Source organism: Streptomyces sp. NPDC093065 (assembly GCF_044754585.1).
In the GTDB taxonomy this organism is placed as follows: Bacteria; Actinomycetota; Actinomycetes; order Streptomycetales; family Streptomycetaceae; genus Streptomyces.
Map to the genome: position 1 here is coordinate 209890 of NZ_JBIVPJ010000012.1, position 21969 is coordinate 231858.

18 protein-coding genes and 1 riboswitch are annotated in these 21969 nt (G+C 71.3%); of the genes, 5 read left to right on the forward strand and 13 right to left on the reverse strand.

What is annotated here, in order from left to right; all coding sequences use genetic code 11:
* Window positions 1-65: 65 nt before the first annotated feature.
* Complete coding sequence (locus ACIQFU_RS22055) at window positions 66-1862, forward strand: AMP-dependent synthetase/ligase (RefSeq protein WP_402553715.1); 1797 nt, start codon at window positions 66-68, stop codon at window positions 1860-1862.
* A gap of 147 nt (window positions 1863-2009) precedes the next feature.
* On the opposite strand, the gene ACIQFU_RS22060 is transcribed toward ACIQFU_RS22055, so the two are convergent.
* Window positions 2010-3152 carry a glycosyltransferase family 4 protein gene (locus ACIQFU_RS22060; protein ID WP_402553716.1) on the reverse strand — a complete coding sequence of 381 codons (1143 nt, stop codon included), beginning with the start codon at window positions 3150-3152 and terminating at the stop codon, window positions 2010-2012.
* Window positions 3153-3283: 131 nt separating this feature from the next.
* On the opposite strand from ACIQFU_RS22060, the gene ACIQFU_RS22065 reads away from it, so the two are divergent.
* The gene (locus tag ACIQFU_RS22065; protein WP_402553759.1) at window positions 3284-4555 is read left to right on the forward strand and encodes a glycosyltransferase 87 family protein; all 1272 of its coding nucleotides are present in this window, start codon (window positions 3284-3286) and stop codon (window positions 4553-4555) included.
* Here ACIQFU_RS22065 and ACIQFU_RS22070 read toward each other — a convergent pair.
* The 5 genes from ACIQFU_RS22070 to ACIQFU_RS22090 form a co-directional block, all read right to left on the reverse strand.
* Window positions 4512-5705: a hypothetical protein gene (locus tag ACIQFU_RS22070; protein WP_402553718.1), complete on the reverse strand. Its 1194-nt coding sequence runs from the start codon at window positions 5703-5705 to the stop codon at window positions 4512-4514. The two genes, ACIQFU_RS22065 and ACIQFU_RS22070, sit on opposite strands and share 44 nt — an antisense overlap.
* Before the next feature lie 1505 nt (window positions 5706-7210).
* Window positions 7211-8224 carry an NlpC/P60 family protein gene (locus tag ACIQFU_RS22075; protein ID WP_402553720.1) on the reverse strand — a complete coding sequence of 338 codons (1014 nt, stop codon included), beginning with the start codon at window positions 8222-8224 and terminating at the stop codon, window positions 7211-7213.
* A gap of 234 nt (window positions 8225-8458) precedes the next feature.
* Complete coding sequence (locus ACIQFU_RS22080) at window positions 8459-9502, reverse strand: NlpC/P60 family protein (protein ID WP_402553761.1); 1044 nt, start codon at window positions 9500-9502, stop codon at window positions 8459-8461.
* Window positions 9503-9763: 261 nt separating this feature from the next.
* On the reverse strand, window positions 9764-11107 hold the full coding sequence (locus ACIQFU_RS22085) for an NYN domain-containing protein (RefSeq protein WP_402553722.1): 1344 nt from the start codon (window positions 11105-11107) through the stop codon (window positions 9764-9766).
* A gap of 62 nt (window positions 11108-11169) precedes the next feature.
* The gene (locus ACIQFU_RS22090) at window positions 11170-11409 is read right to left on the reverse strand and encodes a hypothetical protein (RefSeq protein ID WP_402553724.1); all 240 of its coding nucleotides are present in this window, start codon (window positions 11407-11409) and stop codon (window positions 11170-11172) included.
* Window positions 11410-11565: 156 nt separating this feature from the next.
* On the opposite strand from ACIQFU_RS22090, the gene ACIQFU_RS22095 reads away from it, so the two are divergent.
* The gene (locus ACIQFU_RS22095; protein WP_402553725.1) at window positions 11566-12336 is read left to right on the forward strand and encodes a rhomboid family intramembrane serine protease; all 771 of its coding nucleotides are present in this window, start codon (window positions 11566-11568) and stop codon (window positions 12334-12336) included.
* Complete coding sequence (locus tag ACIQFU_RS22100) at window positions 12333-12614, forward strand: Lrp/AsnC family transcriptional regulator (protein ID WP_402553726.1); 282 nt, start codon at window positions 12333-12335, stop codon at window positions 12612-12614. Before ACIQFU_RS22095 ends, ACIQFU_RS22100 begins: the two co-directional genes overlap by 4 nt.
* A 99-nt stretch (window positions 12615-12713) precedes the next feature.
* On the opposite strand, the gene ACIQFU_RS22105 is transcribed toward ACIQFU_RS22100, so the two are convergent.
* From ACIQFU_RS22105 to ACIQFU_RS22130, 6 genes are all read right to left on the reverse strand, one after another.
* On the reverse strand, window positions 12714-14132 hold the full coding sequence (locus ACIQFU_RS22105) for an aminotransferase class V-fold PLP-dependent enzyme (protein WP_402553728.1): 1419 nt from the start codon (window positions 14130-14132) through the stop codon (window positions 12714-12716).
* A gap of 164 nt (window positions 14133-14296) precedes the next feature.
* A riboswitch (SAM riboswitch) is annotated at window positions 14297-14413 on the reverse strand.
* Window positions 14414-14518: 105 nt separating this feature from the next.
* Entirely contained in the window at window positions 14519-15583 is a 1065-nt protein-coding gene (gene trpD / locus ACIQFU_RS22110; RefSeq protein ID WP_402553729.1) for an anthranilate phosphoribosyltransferase, read from the reverse strand.
* A 143-nt stretch (window positions 15584-15726) separates the two neighbouring features.
* On the reverse strand, window positions 15727-17364 hold the full coding sequence (locus ACIQFU_RS22115) for a cytochrome bc complex cytochrome b subunit (protein ID WP_402553731.1): 1638 nt from the start codon (window positions 17362-17364) through the stop codon (window positions 15727-15729).
* Complete coding sequence (locus ACIQFU_RS22120; RefSeq protein WP_402553733.1) at window positions 17361-18419, reverse strand: Rieske 2Fe-2S domain-containing protein; 1059 nt, start codon at window positions 18417-18419, stop codon at window positions 17361-17363. Before ACIQFU_RS22120 ends, ACIQFU_RS22115 begins: the two co-directional genes overlap by 4 nt.
* Window positions 18416-19225, reverse strand: coding sequence for a c-type cytochrome (locus ACIQFU_RS22125; RefSeq protein ID WP_402553734.1), 810 nt, complete (start codon window positions 19223-19225; stop codon window positions 18416-18418). Before ACIQFU_RS22125 ends, ACIQFU_RS22120 begins: the two co-directional genes overlap by 4 nt.
* A gap of 65 nt (window positions 19226-19290) precedes the next feature.
* Window positions 19291-19911 (reverse strand): heme-copper oxidase subunit III, encoded by a 621-nt coding sequence (locus ACIQFU_RS22130; RefSeq protein WP_030186375.1) that lies wholly within the window; start codon window positions 19909-19911, stop codon window positions 19291-19293.
* Window positions 19912-20108: 197 nt separating this feature from the next.
* On the opposite strand from ACIQFU_RS22130, the gene ACIQFU_RS22135 reads away from it, so the two are divergent.
* Window positions 20109-20510: a hypothetical protein gene (locus ACIQFU_RS22135; protein ID WP_402553735.1), complete on the forward strand. Its 402-nt coding sequence runs from the start codon at window positions 20109-20111 to the stop codon at window positions 20508-20510.
* A 130-nt stretch (window positions 20511-20640) separates the two neighbouring features.
* Here ACIQFU_RS22135 and ACIQFU_RS22140 read toward each other — a convergent pair whose 3' ends face one another.
* Entirely contained in the window at window positions 20641-21915 is a 1275-nt protein-coding gene (locus tag ACIQFU_RS22140; protein WP_402553736.1) for an Ig-like domain-containing protein, read from the reverse strand.
* Between the last annotated feature and the right edge of the window lie 54 nt (window positions 21916-21969).

The window sequence follows — 21969 nt, forward strand, 5'->3', positions numbered from 1 at the left end:
GCCTTGGACCGCACCGTCGCATCACACAGTGTCGTGGCGCCGGCGCCCTATGAGGAGCAGCAGTCTTGCGCGAGTTCAGCCTTCCGGCCTTGTACGAGGTCCCCGCGGACGGAAACCTGACCGACATCGTCCGCAGAAACGCCGCGCAGCATCCCGACGTCGCCGTCATCGCCCGCAAGGTGGGCGGCGCCTGGCAGGACGTGACCGCGCGCGCCTTCCTCGCCGAGGTGCACTCCGCCGCCAAGGGCCTGATCGCCTCCGGTGTCCAGCCGGGCGACCGGGTCGGTCTGATGTCCCGCACCCGCTACGAGTGGACCCTGCTGGACTTCGCGATCTGGAGCGCGGGCGCGATCACCGTGCCGGTGTACGAGACCAGCTCGCCGGAGCAGGTGCAGTGGATCCTCAGCGACTCGGGGGCCACGGCGTGCGTCGTGGAGTCTGCCGGGCACGCCGCCGCCGTCGAGTCGGTGCGCGAGCAGTTGCCCGCCCTCAAGAACGTCTGGCAGATCGACGCGGGCGCCGTGGAGGAGCTGGGTCGTCTGGGCCAGGACGTCACGGACCGGGCCGTCGAGGAGCGCGGCTCGATCGCGAAGGCCGACGACCCCGCGACCATCGTCTACACCTCCGGCACCACCGGCCGCCCCAAGGGCTGCGTCCTCACCCACCGCAGCTTCTTCGCCGAGTGCGGGAACGTGGTGGAACGACTGCGTCCGCTCTTCCGCACCGGTGAGTGCTCGGTCCTCCTCTTCCTCCCGCTCGCCCACGTCTTCGGCCGCCTGGTCCAGGTCGCGCCGATGATCGCGCCGATCAAGCTGGGCAACGTCCCCGACATCAAGAACCTCACCGACGAGCTGGCCGCCTTCCGGCCCACGCTGATCCTCGGTGTGCCGCGCGTCTTCGAGAAGGTGTACAACTCGGCGCGCGCCAAGGCGCAGGCCGACGGCAAGGGCAGGATCTTCGACAAGGCCGCGGACACGGCGATCGCGTACAGCAAGGCGCTGGACACCCCGTCGGGCCCGTCCGTGGGCCTGAAGGTCAAGCACAAGGTCTTCGACAAGCTCGTCTACAGCAAGCTCCGTACGGTCCTCGGCGGGCGCGGTGAGTACGCCATCTCGGGCGGTGCCCCGCTCGGCGAGCGGCTCGGCCACTTCTTCCGCGGCATCGGCTTCACGGTCCTGGAGGGCTACGGCCTGACCGAGTCCTGCGCGGCCACCGCCTTCAACCCGTGGGACCGGCAGAAGATCGGCACGGTCGGCCAGCCGCTGCCCGGCTCCGTGGTGCGCATCGCGGACGACGGCGAGGTGCTGCTGCACGGCGAGCACCTGTTCAAGGAGTACTGGAACAACCCGGGCGCGACCGCCGAGGCGCTGGCCGACGGGTGGTTCCACACCGGCGACATCGGCACCCTCGACGAGGACGGGTACCTGCGGATCACCGGCCGCAAGAAGGAGATCATCGTCACCGCCGGCGGCAAGAACGTCGCCCCGGCCGTCATAGAGGACCGCATCCGCGCGCACGCGCTGGTCGCGGAGTGCATGGTGGTCGGCGACGGGCGGCCGTTCGTGGGCGCGCTGGTCACCCTCGACGAGGAGTTCCTGGGCCGCTGGTGCGCGGAGCACGGGAAGCCGGCCGGCTCGACGGCGGTGTCGCTGCGGGAGGACCCGGAGCTGCTGGCCGCGATCCAGGACGCGGTCGACGACGGGAACGCGGCGGTGTCGAAGGCGGAGTCGGTGCGGAAGTTCCGGGTGCTGGGGGCGCAGTTCACCGAGGACTCGGGGCATTTGACGCCTTCGCTGAAGCTGAAGCGGAATGTTGTGGCGAAGGATTACGCGGACGAGATCGAGGCGATTTACGCCAAGTAGGGCGCCGAGTGGGGTGCCTACTAGTGGGGTGCCTAGTGGGGTGCCCCGTTGTCGCCGTGGGCGGGTGCGGGTTCGTCGTGGTTGCTCCCGCAGTTCCCCGCGCCCCTGGGTATATCTCCAGTGCCCGTGCTTACAAGGCGTCCCGCGTCAGAGCAACGCCTTCAGGTGCTCCGCCAGCAGGTCCCAGCGCCACTCTTCCTCGACCCACGTCCGGCCCCGTTCGCCCATCCTGCGGCGCAGTTCCGGGTCGGCGAGGAGGGTCGTGATGCGGTCGGCGGACTCGTCCGGGTCTTCGCCCCGCACCACCCAGCCCGTCTCGCCGTCGAGTACCGCGTCGGGCGCGCCGCCCGAGTCGCCGGCGACGACGGGCAGCCCGGTCGCGGAGGCCTCCAGGTAGACGATGCCGAGGCCCTCCACGTCCAGGCCGCCCCGGCGGGTGCGGCACGGCATGGCGAAGACGTCGCCGGCGCCGTAGTGGGCGGGCAGCTCGGACCAGGGCACGGGGCCGGTGAAGTGCACGGAGGCGGCGACGCCGGTCTCCTCGGCGAGGCGGCGCAGGTCCTTCTCGTAGGGGCCGCCGCCGACGATCAGCAGGACGGCGTCGGGCTCGGCGGCCAGGACGCGGGGCATCGCGCGGATCAGGGTGTCCTGGCCCTTGCGCGGGACCAGGCGGGAGACGCAGACGACGACGGGGCGGTCGGTGAACCCCAGGCGGGCGCGCACCTCGTCGCCGCCGCCGGCCGGGTGGAAGGTCTTCTCGTCGACGCCGGGCGGCAGTTGCACCATCCGGGCGGCGGCCTCGGGCGTGAGGGCGCCCGCGATGCGGGAGCGGGTGTACTCGCCGAGGTAGGTGATCGTGTCCGTCGACTCCCCGATCCGGCGCAGAAGTTGCCGGGCCGCGGGCAGCTGGGCCCAGCCCGCCTCGTGGCCGTGGGTGGTGGCGACGAGGCGCTCGGCGCCCGCCTTCCGTAGGGCCGGGGCCATCAGGCCGAGGGGTGCGGCCGCCCCGAACCACACCGAGGTGCAGCCGTGCTCGCGCAGCAGGCCCACCGCCCGCCGGGTGGCGCCCGGCGTCGGCAGCAGCATCGTCGTACGGTCCCGTACGACGGTGAAGGGCTGCTCGGCGTCGAAGGCGGCGGTGGCCTCGACGCCCTCGCGGCTCCGCTTCCAGGTGGAGGAGTAGACGACCAGCCGCTCGGGGTCCAGCCGTAGCGCCATGTTGTGCAGGAAGGCCTGGATGCCGCCCGGGCGGGGCGGGAAGTCGTTCGTTACGATCAAGGTCTTGCGCACGCCGCCGACCCTACCGAACCGGCCGTCGGGTGCTGGGCCCGACCGCCTCCTGTGGCACGCCCACAGGTGTCCGGGTCATCATGTCCGCACCGGCAGGCACGGACCGGCGGGCACGGACGGGCAGGGAGCACGTGGAGACGAAGGACGCGAAGCGGTCACCGGTGTGGCTGCTGACGACCTGGGGCGCCTCGCGGCTGGTGCTGATGCTGGTGGTGCTGAAGGTGCTGGTCTTTCCCGGCCCCGACGTCACGAGCGACGTGTCCGTCATCTACCGGGGCTGGTCCGACGTCCTGCGCACCGGAACGTTTCCGCTGGACGACGTCACCTGGCAGTACCCGCCTGCCGCGGCCTTCGCGATCCTCTCCCCCGCCCTGCTGCCCTTCCTGGAGTACGCGACGGCGTTCTTCGTCCTCGTCTGCGTCACGGACGCCGCCGTCCTCGCGCTGCTGTGGCATGCGGGCCGGGGAGCGGGGCGCTCGCCGCGCGGCGCGTGGGTGTGGGTGGTGGGCGTACCGCTGCTCGGTCCGACGGTGTACGCACGCTACGACGTGATGGTCACCGCCGTCGCGGTGGCCGCGCTGCTCGTCGCCGGGCGGCATCCGCGCGTGGCGGGGGGCCTGGCGGCGCTCGGGGCGCTGCTGAAGGTGTGGCCGGCGCTGGTGCTCCTCGGGATGCGGGGGCGGGCGCCGTGGCTCGCCGCCGTGCTGAGCGGCGTCGGACTGGCCGTGCTGTTCGCCGTGTCGATGCCCGGGACGTTCGCGTTCCTGACGTTCCAGCAGGAGCGTGGGGTCGAGGTGGAGTCTCTGGGCTCGCTGGTCTTCCACGTCGCCCGGCACTTCGGCTGGGAGGGCGGGGTGCTGCTGAACTACGGCTCGATGGAGTTCCTGGGCCCGCACGTGGGCACGGTGGGCACGGTCTCGCTGGGGCTGAGCGCGGTGGCGTTCGGCTGGCTTCTGCTGTGGCGGCTGATGGCCGCACGGCGGCCGGCGGCACCGCGCTTGGCGGCGCACACGGCGGCGGACGCGGCCTTCGTGGCGGTGCTGGTGTTCACGGTGACGAGCCGGGTGATCAGCCCCCAGTACCTGGTGTGGCTGATCGGTGTCGGTGCGGTCTGCTGGTGCTTCCGGGCGAGCCGGATGCGGGTGCCGGTCACCCTGGTGCTGGTGGCGAGCCTGGTGACGGTGCTGGAGTTCCCGCTGCTGTTCGGCGACGTCGTGACGAGCACCCCGCTCGGCATCACGCTTCTGTTCGTCCGCAACGGCCTGCTGGTGGCCGCCTCCGTCGTCGGCGCCCGTGCGCTGTGGCGGGACACCGTGCGGCGCGGGGCCCCGGACCCGGCCGGGGAGGCGTCCGGAGACCTCAGCCGAGGCCCGTCCGCAGATACTCCCGCCAGCGCGCCGTGAAGTCCTCCAGGGTCGTCCCGAGCACCTTCCTCATCGCGTCCTCGACGGCGCCGGCGCGCTCGTCGTGGGCGCCCACGGAGCGGTAGAAGGCGTCCAGCCGGTCCTCGCCCCACTGCTCGGCGATCATCCGGCAGGCCAGCCAGCCGCCCTCGTACGCCCGGGCCAGTTCCTCGGCGTCGGCGGTGAAGCCGAAGTCGTCGTCCGTCGGCAGCCGCGCCGGAACCTCGCCCGCGGCGACCGCGGTGGCCAGTTCGGCGGCGGACTGGGCGGCGGAGCGTCCGCTGTCGCGGTAACCCACCCAGTCGGCGTAGCCCTCGGAGAGCCACAGCGGGGTGGCGGAGGTGGTGTCGGCGCGGGTGGCGACGTGGGTCGTCTCGTGGGTGAGCACGACCTGTTTGCCGAGGTCGCCGAGGAGGCCGTACGCGTCGGGGTTGACGATGATCCGGTCCGCGGGGGCGCGTTCCCGGCCGCCCGTCTCCCCGGTGGTGACGGCGGCGATGCCCCGGTAGGAGGACGCGGGTGAGCCGAGCAGGCCCGCCATGCCCTCCAGGGACCGGGGGACGACCACGACCACCCGGCGGGCCCAGTCGCCGTCCCAGGCGTCCGAGACGGCGGGCACCGCCCGGTCGGCGAGGCCGGCGAAGCGGCGGAGGTTGCCGGCGGGCTGCCCGACGCCGAGGACGAGGCTGTGCTTCCCGCGGACGACCTGGACCGCACCCTGGTCCCAGGGCTGCTGGCCGGACTTCTCCGCGGGCCGGTCGGAGTCCACGGACCACTGCCCGCCGGTCCCGTCCCGGCTCAGCCGCACCGTGCGGCCGGTGGCGACGGCGCCCCGGTCGTAGCCCTCGACGCGGTAGCGCAGCTCGACGTCGGCGGTGGCCCTGTCTCCGGTGCGCCGCACGTCCCGTACCCGGTACGACCAGGCGGCCAGCGGGATCGCGTCCAGGTTGCCGAAGCCGGTGCCGGTGCCGGTGCGGTCGTAGGCGGCCGCGTCGTGGGCCAGGACGGCCGCCGCGCGCCGGTCCAGGACCCGCTGGACGTCGGCGCGTGCGGGGTCGGCCACGCTCCGGCCGCCACAGCCCACGAGCCCGACGAGCAGCAGGCACAGCCCCACCACCGAGAAACCCGAAACCCGCCGTCGACCAGCCACCTTCCCGATCGTACGGGCGGGGCACACCGGAAGGCACCGGGCACGAGCACCGGGCGCCAGGCGGACCGGAGGGCCTGCGGGGCCTGCGGGAGCGCCAAGGGGGGCGAAGGCCACACGGGCGCCGGGCAGGACCGGGCTACAGGGGCGGGAGAGACCCAACCGGCCGCCCCGGCCGCAGACCACCGAGCCACCGACTGCCAGAAGGATCAGAGGGGCCAAGAGGCCGAACAAACCGCCAGGCATCACAGGCCACAGAGCCACCGGCGACCACAGAGGCGCAGGGGCGGGAGGACCGCAGGGCCAGCGGGGACCGGAGAGCCGGGAGGACCGGGAGGGAGGACCGCAGGGCTGGCCGGCAGCAACCGCAGAGCCGGACGGGCCGCAGAGACCAGCGAGCCGGGAGGGGAGAGAGGGCCCCACAGGGGCGGCAGGGCCAGCAGGGACCAGAGGGCCGGGAGACCGGGAGACCGGGAGACCGGGAGACCGGGAAGCCGGGAGACCGGGAGACCGGGAGACCGGGAAGCCGGGAAGCCGGGAGACCGGGAAGCCGGGAGACCGGGAGACCGGGAGACCGGGAAGCCGGGAGACCGGGAAGCCGGGAAGCCGGGAGACCGGGAGACCGGGAGACCGGGAAGCCGGGAAGCCGGGAGACCGGGAGACCGGGAGACCGGGAAGCCGGGAAGCCGGGAGACCGGGAAGCCGGGAGACCGGGAAGCCGGGAAGCCGGGAGACCGGGAAGCCGGGAAGCCGGGAAGCCGGGAGACCGGGAGACCGGGAAGCCGGGAAGCCGGGAGACCGGGAAGCCGGGAGACCGGGAAGCCGGGAGACCGGGAGACCGGGAAGCCGGGAAGCCGGGAGACCGGGAGACCGGGAAGCCGGGAGACCGGGAAGCCGGGAAGCCGGGAAGCCGGGAGGACCGGATGGGCCACAAAGACCGGAGGGGCGGGAGGGCCGAGAGGAACCGGAGAGCTGGGAAGACCAGGAGGGCCACATAACCGGGAGGAACCGGAGCGCCGGATGGGCCACAAAGACCAGCGAGCTGGGAGGGGAGAGAGGGCCGCAGGGGCGGGAGGGCCACAGGGCCAGCAGGGACCAGAGGGCCGCATGACCGGCCGGGAGCAACCGGAGAGCCGGACGGACCGCAGAGACCGGACGGGCGCAGGGCCGGGAGGGGGCAGAGAGGCCATCGAGGCCACCGGAGCCGGAGAGGCCAGAGAAACCTGAGGCCCAGGAGCCGCAGGAGCCGCAGGAGCCGCAGGAGCCGCAGGAGCCGCAAGGCCCGGATAGGCCGGATAGGCCACACCGGCCGCGCGAGGCCGCTGGGCCCCGTGGGCCCACATAGGCCAGTGGGCCCGCATGAGCCAGTGGACCCGCATAGGCCAGTGGGCCCGCATGAGCCAGTGGACCCGCATAGGCCAGTGGACCCGCACGAGCCAGTGGACCCGCATAGGCCCGTGGACCCGCACGAGCCAGTGGACCCGCACGAATCCGCCGCCCCCTCGGTGTCACACCCTGGTGATCGAGGAGATCGGCATCATGCCGACCGGGTCGTAGCGCACCGGTGCGCCGGGGTAGGGCGCGTGGATGACCTGGCCGTTGCCGGCGTACATGCCGATGTGGCTGGCGTCGCTGCGGTAGGCGACCAGGTCGCCGGGGCGCGCCTCGGACAGGGACACGCGTCGCCCGGCGCCGGACTGTGCCTGGGAGGTGCGCGGGATGCCGACGCCGGCCTGCGCGTAGGCCCACTGGGTCAGGCCCGAGCAGTCGAAGCCGGAGGGGCCGTTGGCGCCCCAGACGTAGGGCTTGCCGAGGGCGGAGCGGGCGGCGGCGAAGGCGGCCGCGGCACGGCCGGAGGCGGGGGCGGCACCGGCGAGGGCGGTCAGGTCCTCGCGCCCGGAGCGGGACCCGCGCTGGTAGGCGGCGCGTTCGTCGTCCGGCAGGGCGGCCAGCAGTGCGCGTGCCTTGGCGAGCTTGCGCTCCACGGTCTTCTTGTGCGCGGCCACCGCCTTGCGGCCCTGCTCCAGCTCGGTGAGCTTGCGGGCCGCCTCGGCACGGTCCTGGGCGAGGTCGCGCATCGCCTGCTGGAGCTCCTTCAGCTCGCCGGCCCGGCGGGTGGTGATCCGGTCCAGCACGGAGGCCCGGTCGAGGTAGTCCTCCGGTTCGGCGGAGAGCAGCAGCGCCAGCGACGGGTCGATGCCGCCGGAGCGGTACTGGGCGCCGGCCAGTGAACCGAGCGCGTCCCGCATGGTGTTGATGTGCTGCTGCTGCCGGGCGATGGACTCCTGCGCGGTGGAGACCTCCTCGCGCAGCGCCTCGGTGCGCGCGTCGGCCTTGTTGTAGGCCTCGGTCGCCTGCTCCGCCTCGGTGTGCAGCCGGTCCACCTCCGCCCGCCGGTCGTCGTGCGGAGCGGCCGTGGCCGATACGGCGCCCAGGAGTGCGGCGGCGACGGAGAGCAGGCCGACGGCGGCGGTGGAGCCACGGTCGAACCCGGATGGTGCAAGGCGGCGATGGGACCCCACGGGAAGCCGCACTCCTTCCGCTGGCGGACGGGGAAACGCGGCAGACAGTAACCCCGCGGCGGGGCACCGGCCAACGACCTCCGGGGCCGCGCAGCGCGACGCCCCGCCGCTGACGCAGGTCACCGGCGGGGCGGGGGGTCACAGCGCCCGGCCGTGATTCCCTCGAACGGGGGCACGGCGGGGGTGACTTCAGGTGGCGCGGGGCGTCGGTTCAGCCCCGTGCGCGGCACACGGTCAGACGCGTACGCCGAACATGAACGGACCGCCGATGGTGCTCATCGACTCGTAGCGGACGTTCGTGCCGGTGCGCGGCGCGTGCAGGACCTGGTTGTTGCCGGCGTAGAGGCCGACGTGGTGCAGGTCGTTGAAGAAGAAGACGAGGTCGCCGACCTGGAGGTCGCTCATCGAGGAGATGCGGGTGCCCGCGCCGGTCTGGGCCTGGGAAGTGCGCGGGATGCCGACGCCGGCCTGGGCGTAGGCCCAGGAGGTCAGGCCCGAGCAGTCGAAGGAGGACGGGCCGGTGGCGCCGTAGACGTACGGCGTGCCTATCTTGCTCTGGGCGGCGGCGAACGCGGCGGCGGCCCGGCCGGAGGCGGGGGTGGACTTGCCGCCGGTGAGGACCTGGCGCTCGCTGGTGCGGTTGGCGCGCTGCTCCTCCTGCTGGAGGGCGGCCTTCTCCTGCGCGGTGAGCGTGTTGAGCAGCTTCTGGGCGGAGGAGAGCTTGCCCTGGACTTCCTTCTTCTTCTTGCCCAGTTCGGTGCGGGTGGCCGAGAGGTCCTTGAGCTTCTCGGACGCCTCGGAGCGCTGCTGCGCGAGGTCGCGCTGCTTGACCTGGATCTTCTTCAGCGCCTCGACCTGCTGACCGCTCAGCTGGTCGAGGGTGGAGGCCTTGTCCAGGTAGTTGTCCGGGTCGGCGGACAGGAAGAGTTGCAGGGAGGGGTCGATGCCGCCGGAGCGGTACTGGGCGCTGGCCATCGAACCGAGGCCGTCGCGCAGGTCGTTGAGCTCCTCCTGGCCGCGGGCGACGTTGTCCTGGATGGTGGAGATCTCCTTCTGGAGCTTCTCCTGCTTCTCCTTGGCGCCGTTGTACTTCTCGGTGGCCTGCTCGGCCTCCTCGTAGAGCTTGTCGACCTTGGCCTTGACCTCGTCCTTGCTCGGCTTCTCGCTCGGGGCGGCGTTGGCGGCCTGGGAACTCAGAGCGACAGCGGCGGCGGCAGCGGTGGTGAGCACGGTCACGCGCGTGCGACTCGGCTGCTTGGGACGACGGTGGGACGCCACGGAGACGAGCTCCTTCTTGAGAGGGATCACCCGTTCGAGGGTTCGAAGGGTGACCCTAGTGACCCACTCGTGATCAGTTCAAATCCTCCGCCGAAAAATCACGGTTACGCACTGCGTTTTTGCCCACAACTCACCTGCAGTGACACTCATCTGACACTACGTTGCGTGACGGTTCCGTCAATTCGGGCATGCCGCGCCTATGTTGCGGTTGGTAAGGAAGCGAAGAGAAGTGACCGGAACCCGACGAAGGGCGACGGGCGGCTAGGAAAGGCGCTTGAGGAGCACCGCGGACGCCACCGGGCGTGCGCCCGCGCGCGCCACGCCGTCGGCGACCTCGCGGTCGGTGGAGACGACGATGACCGGCCGGCCCGGCGGCTCGGCCCGCACCAGCTGGCGGATCAGCTCGTCGGCGGTGACGCCGGGCTTGGAGAACAGCACCCGGACCCCGCGCGGCGGCGCGAGCAGCACGGGTGCCACGAGTTCGGCCCCGTCGAAGACACAGGTCATCTCGGCGCCGGTCTGCGCGGCGAGCTGGGAGAGCTGGCCCAGCAGCCGCAGTCGCTGCTTCTCCAGCGGCATCTGCGGATAGCCGGTCTTGGTGACGTTGTAGCCGTCGACGACCAGGTGCGCCTGGGGCAGCGCCAGCAACTGGTCGAGGATCGCCGGGTCGTTCTCGGACAGGGCCCGGTTGGCGATGTCCTTCGGCGTCATCCGGCCGGGCTCGACCGCGTCCACGGTCTCGGCGGGCCGCACGGACACCGGCGGCAGCGCCAGCTCGCGGCGCAGCCCCTGAGTGGCGTCCAGCAAGGTGTCCAGAAGCAGCCGCACGCGCATGTCCTCGACGCTGCGCCCCTCGCGGGCGGCCTTGCGGGTGGCCTCCAGGGCGGCCTCGGCCTCTCCCAGGCGCGCCTTGAGCCGGCGGGTCTCGCTCTCGGCTGCGGACACCTGGGTGTGCGCCTCGGCGCGGACGGCGTCCGTCTCGGTCCGGAGCTTGCGCAGCGCCGCCTCGCCGCGCCTGACGTCGCTGAGGGCCGAGCGCAGCTTGCGGTGCAGCGACTCGGTCTCCCGCTTCGCCGCGTCCAGCTCGGCCCGCAGCCGCTCGGTCTCGGTCCTGGTGTGCTCCCGGGCCCGGGCCAGCTCCTCGTGCAGCCGCTCCAGCTCGGCGCGGCTCTCCTCGTCGGCGCGCTCGGCGTCCGCGCGCTGCGCCTCCTCGCCGGCGGCGGTCACCAGCTTGACCCAGCCGTGCGGGCGCAGCACGTAGGCGGCGGCGGCCACGTCGAGGGGGTCGGCGGCCGGGAGCGTGGACCCGGCGTCCAGGGCGCCGGCCAGTTCCGGCTGGGCGTCGCGCAGCTTCTCGCCGATGCGCTGCCGGAAGAGCGGGTCGGTCTCCACGGCGGCGGCCATGGCGTTGCCGGCGAACTTGGCCCGGCGGTTCGGGGCGAACCTGGCGTACTGCCTCAGCTGGGCGGGCAGCTCGCCGAGGGTGAGCGAGCCGAAGCCGTCGGACACGATCTGCACGACCCGGCGGCGCACGCCGTCGGGCAGCGGGCGGTCGAGCACCTCAGCGGCGCCGTCGCCCGGCCCCCCGCCGTGTGTCTCCACCATCCGTCACCCCAATGTCTCAGGGCGATCCCGGGCCGGAATCGCCTTGTGCGGGGCCGCTCCGCTCAGGAGACGGCATCCGGCCTGTCCACGAGTTCCACCTGGTCCACGGCGTTGCACCAGCGGCACCGCACCGACTCGATGGTCTCACTGAGCACCTCGCGCTCCTCCACCTTCGGCTCGCCGGCCAGATCGAGGTGCACGTACTCGACGACCTTCGAGGCCCGGGTCACGTCGAAGCGGGTGAGGTTGCCGCAGAGGGTGCAGCGCCACCGCGTCGTGTCGGTCGGCAGGGGAACCGTCATCGTGGCTGTTCACTCTCTTCCGGTGTCGGTGACGCGCCGGGCTCCCCCGGTGCGTGTGGCTCGTAACCCTACGGCCTGGCGGGTACCCGTCGCCCGCGTGTCCACGGCGGCGAGGCGCTATGGCCGCTCGCGCCCGTTACGTCATGCTCTGTGTTCATGATCCGCAACTGGAGCACCGCGGCCCGCAGAACGCTCGCGGCGGTCGGGACGCTCGCCCCGGCCCGCCCGCCCCGGCGCCGGGCGGCACCGGTGACGTACACGCTGATCACGCTGTGCTGTCTGCTGTTCCTGCTCAGCCCGGCGGCCGGCCTGAATCCGGTGTACGGCACCGGGGAGGAGCTGCTGGCGGCGCAGCGTGCCTACTTCCGGCGCTGGGGCGTGATCCCCGCAGAACTGTTCGAGGACTCCCCCGGGTCCGCGCTCACCCCGGCCACGGCGCTGTTCGTCCACGGCAGCTGGGTGCACCTGCTGGGCAACATGCTCTTCCTCTACGTCTTCGGCGCGATGACCGAGCAACGGATGGGGCGGCTCCAGTTCGCCCTGTTCTACCTCGGCTGCGGCTACCTGGCCCTGGTCGGCTACGCGGGCGCCAACGCGCACTCCCAGGAGTCGCTGGTCGGCGCCTCGGGGGCGATCTCCGCGGTCCTCGGCGCGTTCCTGTTCCTCTTTCCGCGGGCCCGCGTGACCAGCCTCCTGCCCTTCCTCTTCTTCCTGCCGCTGCGCTTCCCGGCGTGGGTCGTGCTGCCGTTCTGGGTGGCCCTGCAGTGGCTGGCGGCGGGGCGGGCAGGCGACGGTCCGGGGGTGGCCTACCTCGCGCACCTGGTGGGCTTCGGCCTGGGCTTCGCCTTCTCCTGGGTGCGGTTCGGACGTGCGACTAGAGTTGGTGGCGTTCCAGTGGCGGCGCCCGAGGGAGAGAACCAGCCGTGATCAGCGCGATCGTCCTCATCAAGACCAGCGTGGACAGCATTCCCGAGATCGCGGAGCAGATCGCGGCGCTGGAGAGCGTCAGCGAGGTCTTCTCCGTCACCGGCACCTACGACCTGATCGCCATGGTGCGGGTGAGCCGGCACGAGGACCTGGCCGAGGTCATCCCCGGCCGGATCAGCAAGATCCCCGGCGTGGAGGGCACGGACACCCACGTGGCGTTCCGCACGTACTCCCAGCACGACCTGGAGGCGGCCTTCGCGATCGGCCTGGACAACTGAGGCGACACCGGCCGGCGGATCGACGGCCCGCCCGCCCGGGAGACCGGCGGGTTCGCGACTTCGACGAGCAGGGCTTCGGCCCCGGGACCGGCCACCCGTTCACCGGCCCGGGCCGCCGCCGTCCGCCTCGTCACCGACGAGTTGGACCGGACGAGCCGCGCCGTCGGGCACGCACCGGCCGTCCTCGGTGCGGTAGTTCCACCGGGCGCCGTCGCTCACCAGCTCCCTGACGGCGTCTACGAACCGCTCGACGTGCTCGTCCGGGGTGCCCGCACCGAAGCTCACGCGGACGGCGTTGAGGGACTTCTCGCCGGGTGCCGCCTCGGGGGCGCCGCACTCGCCCTGTGCCTGCGGGTCGCTGCCGAGCAGGGTGCGCAGCAACGGGTGGGCGCAGAAGAGGCCGTCGCGCACCCCGATGCCGTACTCGGCGGAGAGCGCGGCGGCGAAGTGCGAGCTGTTCCAGCCCTCCACGACGAAGGAGAGCACCCCGACACGCGGCGCGTCGTCGCCGAAGAGGGAGAGGATCCGCACCTCGGGCACCTCCGCGAGGCCCTCGCGCACCTTGCGGATCAGGTACTCCTCGCGGGCGACCAGCGTGTCGAACCCGGCCTCGGTGAGCGCCTTGCAGGCGGACGCGATGGCGTAGGCGCCGATGACGTTGGGCGAGCCGGCCTCGTGCCGGGCGGCGCTGTCGTGCCACTCGACGTCCACCCCGCCGTCGGCACGCCGGCTCACCCTGCGGCTGGCGCCGCCGCCGGCGAGGTACGGCTCGGCCTCGCGCAGCCAGTCGGCGCGTCCGGCCAGCACACCGGAGCCGAAGGGGGCGTAGAGCTTGTGCCCGGAGAAGGCGGCCCAGTCCACGTCCAGCTCGCTCACCGAGACCGGGTGGTGCGGGGCGAGCTGGGCGGCGTCCAGCACGATCCGGGCGCCGTGCGCGTGGGCGGCGGCGGCCAGTGCACGCACCGGCCACAGCTCGCCGGTGACGTTGGAGGCGCCGGTCACACAGACCAGGGCGGGCCCGTAGGGCTCACGGGCGGCCAGGGCCCGCTCCAGGGTCTCGACGGCCTGCGCGGGGGTGCGCGGGGCGTCCAGGTACGTCACGTCGGCCTCCCGCCAGGGCAGCAGCGAGGCGTGGTGCTCGGTCTCGAAGACGAAGACCCGGCTCCCGGCGGGCAGCGCGGCGGCGAGCAGGTTGAGGGAGTCGGTGGTGGACCGGGTGAAGACGACCTGGTCGTCGTCCCGGCAGCCGAGGAACCCGGCGACGGTCTCGCGGGCGTTCTCGAACAGGTCGGTCGACAGCTGCGACAGGTACCCGGCGCCGCGGTGGACGCTGCCGTAGTAGGGGGCGTAGGCGGACACGTCGTCCCACACCCGCTGGAGCGCGGGCGCGCTGGCGGCGTAGTCGAGCGCGGCGTACGTGACCTCCCCGCCGGTGACGAGTGGCACGGTGACGTCCCGGCCGAGGACGGGCAGCGGGGTGGCGACAGCGGTGGCGGAGGCAGGCGCGGGTACGGACATGGCGGACTCCCGTGAGGAACCGGCGCGCGGAAGCGCGCTGTGAAAGAAGAGAAAAGGGGTGTGCGGAGGCGGGGCTCTGCGGCCCTATCGCATTCGCTGGTTCACGGGAGACTCCCTCGGACGACCAGGACCCCTGGCCCCACACTTTTCACAAGCGTGCGAGGGGTCCGCGCTTGCCGTGGACCTTGCTGTCCACGACCTGGTCTTCACCCGGGGCACCCCGCCACGGACGGAGGGTTGCCGGACAGTCGGCCGGGGCCTCATGACTGTCACTCATGACCTGTCGAAAAACTTAGGGGAAGTGATCGGCGCCCCGCAACCCGAGTCCGGATCGCGGGACGCACGTCACACGGGGAGGCGTTCGCGGCAGGAGCCGCCGGACAGCCCTACGCCTGGGTCGCCGCCACCCAGCGCTCCAGGACGCGCCTGGCCGCGCCCGAGTCGATCGACTCCGCGGCCCGGTCCATCCCGGCCCGGATCTGCTCGGCCAGCGGTCCCCCGCCCGGCTCCAGGGCCACCAGGGCCGCCGCCGAGTTCAGCAGCACCGCGTCCCGTACCGGGCCCGTCTCGCCGGCCAGCAGACGGCGGGCGACGTCGGCGTTGTAGGAGGCGTCGGCGCCGCGCAGGGCCTCTACCGGCACCACCTCGATGCCGACGTCGCTCGGGTCGAAGGTCTCCTCGGTGACCCGGCCGTCCCGTACCACCCAGACGTGGGAGGTTGCGGTCGTCGTCAGCTCGTCGAGGCCGTCGTCGCCGCGGAAGACCAGGGAGGAGTGGCCGCGCTCGGCGAAGACACCGGCGATGATCGGCGCCATCCGGGCGTCGGCCACCCCGATCGCCTGGGCCCGGACCCGGGCGGGGTTGGTCAGCGGGCCCAGGAAGTTGAACACCGTGCGGATGCCGAGCTGGCCGCGGGCCGTCGCCACATGGCGCAGGGCCGGGTGGAACTTCACCGCGAAGCAGAAGGTGATGCCGGCCTCCTCGGCGACCTCCGCCACCCGCTTCGGCGTCAGCTCCAGATTGACCCCGAGCTTCTCCAGGACGTCGGAGGCCCCGGACGCGGAGGAGGCGGCACGGCTGCCGTGCTTGACGACCTTCGCCCCCGTACCGGCCACGACGATCGCGGACATGGTGGAGATGTTGACCGTCTTGGCGCCGTCGCCGCCGGTGCCGACGATGTCGACGGTCTCCCCCGGCACCTCGATCACCTTGGCGTGGTCGTACATCGTGCGGACGAGACCGGAGATCTCCTCGACGGTCTCCCCCTTGGATCTCAGGGCCACCGCGAAGCCGGCGATCTGCACGTCGGTCGCCTCGCCGCGCATGATCACGTCCAGCGCCCAGGCGGTCTCGTCCGAGGACAGGTCACGGCCGTCCAGCAGCCCGTTCAGCAGGGCGGGCCAGGAGCGGCCCGCCGCGGTGTCGCCTCCAGCGGGGGTCACAGCGCTCATGAGCCGCTCCTGAATCGTGTGTGTGGCGGAAAAGTCCTGGACGGGGGATTGCGCTTCCACCCTATCCAGCCCGGACACGCTCGAAGGGCCCCGTCCGAGGAACGGACGGGGCCCTTCGAGCGTGGTGTGGCGACGCTGGAGGGTCAGTGGTGGCCGTGGCCGCTCGTGATCTCCTTGTACTCGTCGACGGTCGGCTTCGGAATCTGCGACTCCTCGCCGAAGTAGGCCTCGCTGAGCTTGGCGCGGAGCTTCTCGCTGCCCTTCACCTTGCGCTCGACGCCGTTCTCGTCGACCGTGGGGCCGATCTCGGCCGGCTCGTACTGCTCGTGCGCCGTGAGCGTGTGCAGCTGCTCCTGGCTGAGCGGCTCGTGGACCTCGATGAACTCACCGTGCGGCAGGCGCTTGATGATGCCCGACTCGCGGCCGTGCAGCACCTTCTCCTTGTCCCGGCGCTGGAGGCCGAGGCAGATCCGCTTGGTGATGACGAACGCGATGACCGGGCCGAGGAAGAAGCCGATCCGCACGAACCAGGTGACCGCGTTGATCGACAGGTGGAAGTGCGTGGCGACGATGTCGTTGCCACCACCGATCAGCATGATCATGTACGCGGTGACCCAGGCGACGCCGAAGGCCGTACGGGTCGGGGCGTTGCGCGGCCGGTCCAGGATGTGGTGCTCGCGCTTGTCCCCGGTCACCCACGACTCGATGAACGGGTAGAGCGCGATGAGCGCGAGGAAGATACCGAAGATCACCAGCGGGATGAACACACCGAGGACCAGTGTGTGACCCCAGAAGTTGATCTCCCAGCCAGGCATGGCGCGGACCAGGCCCTCGGCGAAGCCCATGTACCAGTCGGGCTGGGCGCCGGTCGACACCTGGTCCGGACGGTAGGGGCCGATGGCCCAGATCGGGTTGACCGACACGATGCCGGCGACCGCCGCGATGACACCGAAGACCAGGAAGAAGAAGCCTCCCGCCTTCGCCATGTACACCGGCAGCAGCGGCATGCCGACGACGTTCTTGTTGGTCTTGCCGGGACCCGCGAACTGCGTGTGCTTGTGGTAGAAGACCAGGATCAGGTGGCCGACCACGAGTCCGAGCATGATGCCCGGCAGCAGCAGGATGTGGATCGAGTAGAACCGGGCGACGAAGTCGGTCCCGGGGAACTCCCCGCCGAACAGGAACATCGAGATGTACGTGCCGACGATCGGCATGGACAGGATCGCGCCCTGGGTGAAGCGGACACCGGTGCCGGAGAGCAGGTCGTCCGGGAGCGAGTAGCCGGTGAAACCGGTGAACATGCCGAGGACGAACAGCAGGAAGCCGAACAGCCAGTTGATCTCACGCGGCTTGCGGAACGCGCCGGTGAAGAAGACGCGCATCATGTGCACGAACATGCCGGCGAGGAAGATGATCGCCGCCCAGTGGTGGATCTGCCGGATCAGCAGACCGCCGCGCACGTCGAAGCTGATGTCGAGCGTCGACTTGTACGCCTCGCTCATCAGCTGTCCCTGCATGGGGACGTACGAGCCGTGGTACGTGACCTCGTTCATCGACGGGTGGAAGAACAGCGTCAGGTACACACCCGTGAGGATGATGATGATGAAGCTGTAGAGGCAGACCTCGCCCAGCATGAACGACCAGTGGTCGGGGAAGATCTTGCGCATGTTGGCCTTGGCCAGGGAGTAGATCCCCAGCCGGCCGTCGGCCCAGTCGGCGACGCGTTCGCCGGCCGGTGCCTTCCCGCGAGAGCGGGGTGCGTCGTTGGCTGCAGTACTCATCCGCGCTCCCAGAATGCAGGACCGACGGGCTCCTCGAAGTCGCTGAGCGCCTCGAGGTACCCCTCGTCGTTCACACCGATGCGCAGCTGCGGCAGCGGGTGACCGGCGGGACCGAAGATGACCCGGGCGCCGTCGGCAAGGTCGAAGGTGGACTGGTGGCAGGGGCAGAGCGCGTGGTGCGTCTGCTGCTCGTACAGCGAGATCGGGCAACCGACGTGGGTGCAGATCTTCGAGTACGCCACGATGCCCTCGTGCGACCACTCGAGCTCGCGCTTGTCCTTGATGGAGTCCGGCTCCAGCCGGATGATCATCAGGGCCGCCTTGGCGATCTCGTTCTGGAAGTCGTGGTCGTGCTCCTCCAGGCCCTCGGGCTTGGCGAAGGTGAGGGAACCGACCCCGATGTCCGACGGACGCATCGGCTCGTTCGTGTTCATGTTGACGAGCAGCTTGCCCTTGGACCACAGCGTGTGGCGGAGCTTCGTCCCGGGCAGCGGGCCGAGGTCGCGCAGCAGGACGACGCCGGAGAGCGGCACCAGCGTGAGCGCGCCCAGCATCGTGTTGCGGATCAGCTTGCGCCGGCCGATCACCGACTCCTTGGCGCCCTGCTTGAAGTCCGCGTGGACCTTCGCACGGGTCTCGGGGTCGGCCTCGATCGGGTGCCGCTCGTCGGCGACCTCCTCGTCGGACATCAGGGTGCGCGCCCAGTGGACGGCGCCCGCGCCGATGGTGAAGAGCGCCACGCCCAGGGTCAGACCCAGCGCGAAGTTCATCGCGTTGATGTGTCCGAGCGGGAAGACGAAGATCGACTTGTCGTGCGGGATCGCGACGAACGAGGCGATGAAGCCGATGGTGGCCAGCATCGACACCGTGAACAGCAGGGCGACCGTGCGCTCGGACCGCTTGGCGGCCCGCTCGTCGACGTCCTGGATCCGGTGCTCGTGGGGCGGCAGTCCCGGGTCCGCGAACGGGTTCCTGTCGTCCGCGGGCTTCGGCGTGCCGTGCGTGCTGCCCTGCTCAGCGGGCAGGTTCTCTTCTGGAATGTCTTGGCTACTCATGACTTCTTGGCCTTTGCGGTCCGAGCGGCGACCCACACGGCGACGGCGATGCAGGCACCGAGGCCGAAGATCCAGCCGAACAGGCCCTCGCTGACCGGCCCGAGGCCGCCGAGCGAAAGACCGCCCGGGTCCACGGTCTCGTCACCGTTGACCGCGTCCAGGTAGGCGATGATGTCCTTCTTGTTCTGCTCCGACAGCGTGGTGTCGGGGAAGGAGGGCATGTTCTGCGGGCCGGTCTGCATGGCCTCGTAGATGTGCTTCGGGTCGACACCCTCGAGGGTCGGCGCGTACTTGCCGTGCGTCAGGGCGCCGCCCTTGCCGGTGAAGTTGTGGCACTGCGCGCAGTTGGTGCGGAACAGCTCACCGCCCTTGGCGATGTCCGCGCCCTCGGGGCCGTACTTCTCCTCCGAGGGGACGGCCGGACCGGCACCCAGCGAGGCGATGTAGGCCGCGAGCTGGTCGATCTCCGCCTGGGAGTAGATGACCTTCTTCTTCGGGACCTGCGCGCCGGGCTGCTGGGCCGGCATACGGCCGGTGCCCACCTGGAAGTCGACGGCCGCGGCGCCCACGCCGACCAGGCTCGGGCCGTCGGTGGTGCCCTGCCCTCCGGTGCCGTGGCAACTGGCACAGCCGACGGCGTAGAGCTTCTTGCCCTCGTCGATGGCGAGGGACTGGGCGGTTTCATCGGCCTGCGCCTTGCTCGCGGGTGCGAACGCGGCGTACAGCCCCCCTGTGCATGCCAGCGCGAGGAGTAGGACGACGAGTGCCGCCAGCGGATGGCGTCGTCGTGCGGAGAGCTTTTTCACGGATTACCCCGGTGTCAGGATCTTCTGCGTCGATGCTTCTGGTATTGCGCGGGTGCGTGCCGCGACTACTTGATCAGGTAGATCGTGGCGAACAGGCCGATCCAGACCACATCGACGAAGTGCCAGTAGTAGGACACGACGATGGCGGCGGTCGCCTGCTCGTGGGTGAACCTCCGGGCCGCGTAGGTGCGGCCGAGGACCAGCAGGAAGGCGATCAGTCCGCCCGTCACGTGCAGTCCGTGGAAGCCGGTGGTCAGGTAGAACGCCGAGCCGTACGGGTCGGAGGACAGGGAGATCCCGTCCTTCTTGACCAGTTCGGTGTACTCGAACACCTGACCGCCGATGAAGATCGCACCCATCACGAAGGTGACGATGAACCACATCCGGAGCTTCTTCACGTCACCGCGCTCGGCCGCGAACACGCCGAGCTGGCAGGTGAGGGAGGAGAGCACCAGGATCGTGGTGTTCGTCGCGGAGAACGGAACGTTCAGCGCGTGGGCCTTCTCGGACCAGAAGTCCGGGCCCGTCACCGATCGCAGGGTGAAGTACATCGCGAAGAGGGCCGCGAAGAACATCAGCTCGGAACTCAACCAGATGATGGTTCCGACGCTGGTGAGGTTCGGCCGGTTGACCGACGGGTGCGCGTGCCCGGTTTCTACTGTCGTTGCTGTCGCCACGACCGACATTATGTCGGTCGCTTATCCCGCCCTCACCCCGGGGGGTGCCGTTCGGTGTGTTCCCCCTGCTTGTACGGCCCGGATGGCCCATCGAACGGCCCGTCGAAGCCCTGTCCGAACCAGTGCTGACGGGGCGTTCGAGGGGGTAGCATCCGGCCCACGGGCCACGACGGCCCTCACCGGTCTCACCGCGTATCGGAGGAAGCATGCAGGCGACCGCCACGGTGCTGGTCTACAGCGACGACTCCAACACCCGCGAACAGGTGCGGCTCGCGACCGGCCGCCGGCCGGCCCCGGACGTGCCCGTGGTCGAGTTCGTGGAGTGCGCGACCCCGGCCGCGGTGCTCAAGCAGCTGGACGAGGGCGGGATCGACGTCTGCGTCCTGGACGGCGAGGCCGTGCCCATGGGCGGGATGGGCGTGTGCCGCCAGATCAAGGACGAGGTCTTCCAGTGCCCGCCGGTGCTGCTGCTCATCGCACGGCCGCAGGACGCGTGGCTGGCGACCTGGAGCCGGGCGGAGGCGGCTGTGACACTGCCGGTGGAGCCGGTGGAGTTCGCGGGTGCGCTGGCCGCGCTGCTGCGGGAGAAGCGGCTGCAGGGGGTTTAGGAGCGCCTCCGGGCTCGGAGTGCGGGTCGCTTCGGCGGGTGCGGCGCCGTCGTGGTTGTTCGCGCCCCCTCGGCGGAGCCGCACATCGATACAGCCCCGCGCCCCTGAGGTTGGCTGCTCCCAGGCGCCCCTAGACGCTCTCCGGTCTCAGCCTGGCCTGCTCCCCCGTGCCGGACGCGGTGCCCGTGCCGCCCGTCAGGGCGCTGCCCGTGCGCCACTTCGTCCAGTCCATGTTCCAGTCGCCGAAGCCGTTGCCGAAGGGCTCCATCGTCTCGCCGCCCGAGTTGACGACCTCGACGATGTCGCCCTCCTGGACCGCGTTGAAGAACCACTCCGCGTTGTCGGTGCTCATGCCGACGCAGCCGTGGCTGACGTTGGCGATGCCCTGGGAGCCGACGGACCAGGGGGCGGCGTGCACGTACTCGCCGCTCCAGGTCACGCGGGTGGCCCAGTAGACCGGCAGGTCGTACGACTCCGAGGAGCCCTCGGCGATGCCGACGGTGCTGCTGCGCATGCGTACGAAGGGTTCCTTGCCGAGAACGACCTTGACCCCGTCGCGGGTCTCGAAGCCGGGCTTGCCGGTGGTGACCGGGAGCTGCCGGATCTCCTCGCCGTCCTTGTAGACCGTGAGCGTGTGCGCGGCGGCGTCGGTGACGGCGACGACGCGGTCGTCCGTGGTGATCTTCAAGGGCTTGGCCTTGCCGCCCCACATCCGGTCGCCGATCTTGATGCCGTCCAGGGTGCTGTGGACCTTGATGGTGGCGTGGGCGGGCCAGTAGTCCTCCGGCCGGTAGTGGAGCTTCTTGTCGTCCACCCAGTACCAGGCGCCCTGCACCGCGGGCGTGGAGTCCACCTTCAGGGCGCGCTCCACTATCGCCCGCTGGGCCGGGTCCTTGACCGGCTGGCTCAGTTCCGCCGTGACGGGCTGGCCGACGCCGTACGCGCCCGCCTTGGGCCCGAAGACGACGTCCAGTGCCTTCTTGGCGCCGGGCTTCCCGGTGTCGAAGGTGAGCACCTTGCGGCCGGGCGCCCCGTCCGCGTCCTCGGTGCTGACGCGCACCGTGTAACTGGCGTTGGCGGCCAGCGGCGAGGTGCTGTGCCAGCGGGCACCGTCGGCCGACAGCTCGCCCGCGACGTAGCGTCCGGTCGCGTCCATGGCCGTGACGTCCGTGATGCGCCCGTCGGCGCCCTCGGCGACCACCTCCAGGGGTTTGTCCGGGTCGGCCTTCTTCCCGGCGTCCGTGGGGCCGTTGAAGGAGATCTGGCCGGCCGCGTCGTAGGGGGTGGCGGACAGTGGGTTGTCGTCGCCGCTGCAGGCGGTGACGCTCGCGCCGAGGGCGATCACCAGCAGAGTGCAGCCGACGACCGTACGCCCCCGCGCCTGGAAGTGAACCGTGTTGCTCATGAGCCCACGCTAGGGAGAGACGTCAACGGCGGCACGGTGGATAAGCCGGAAGAG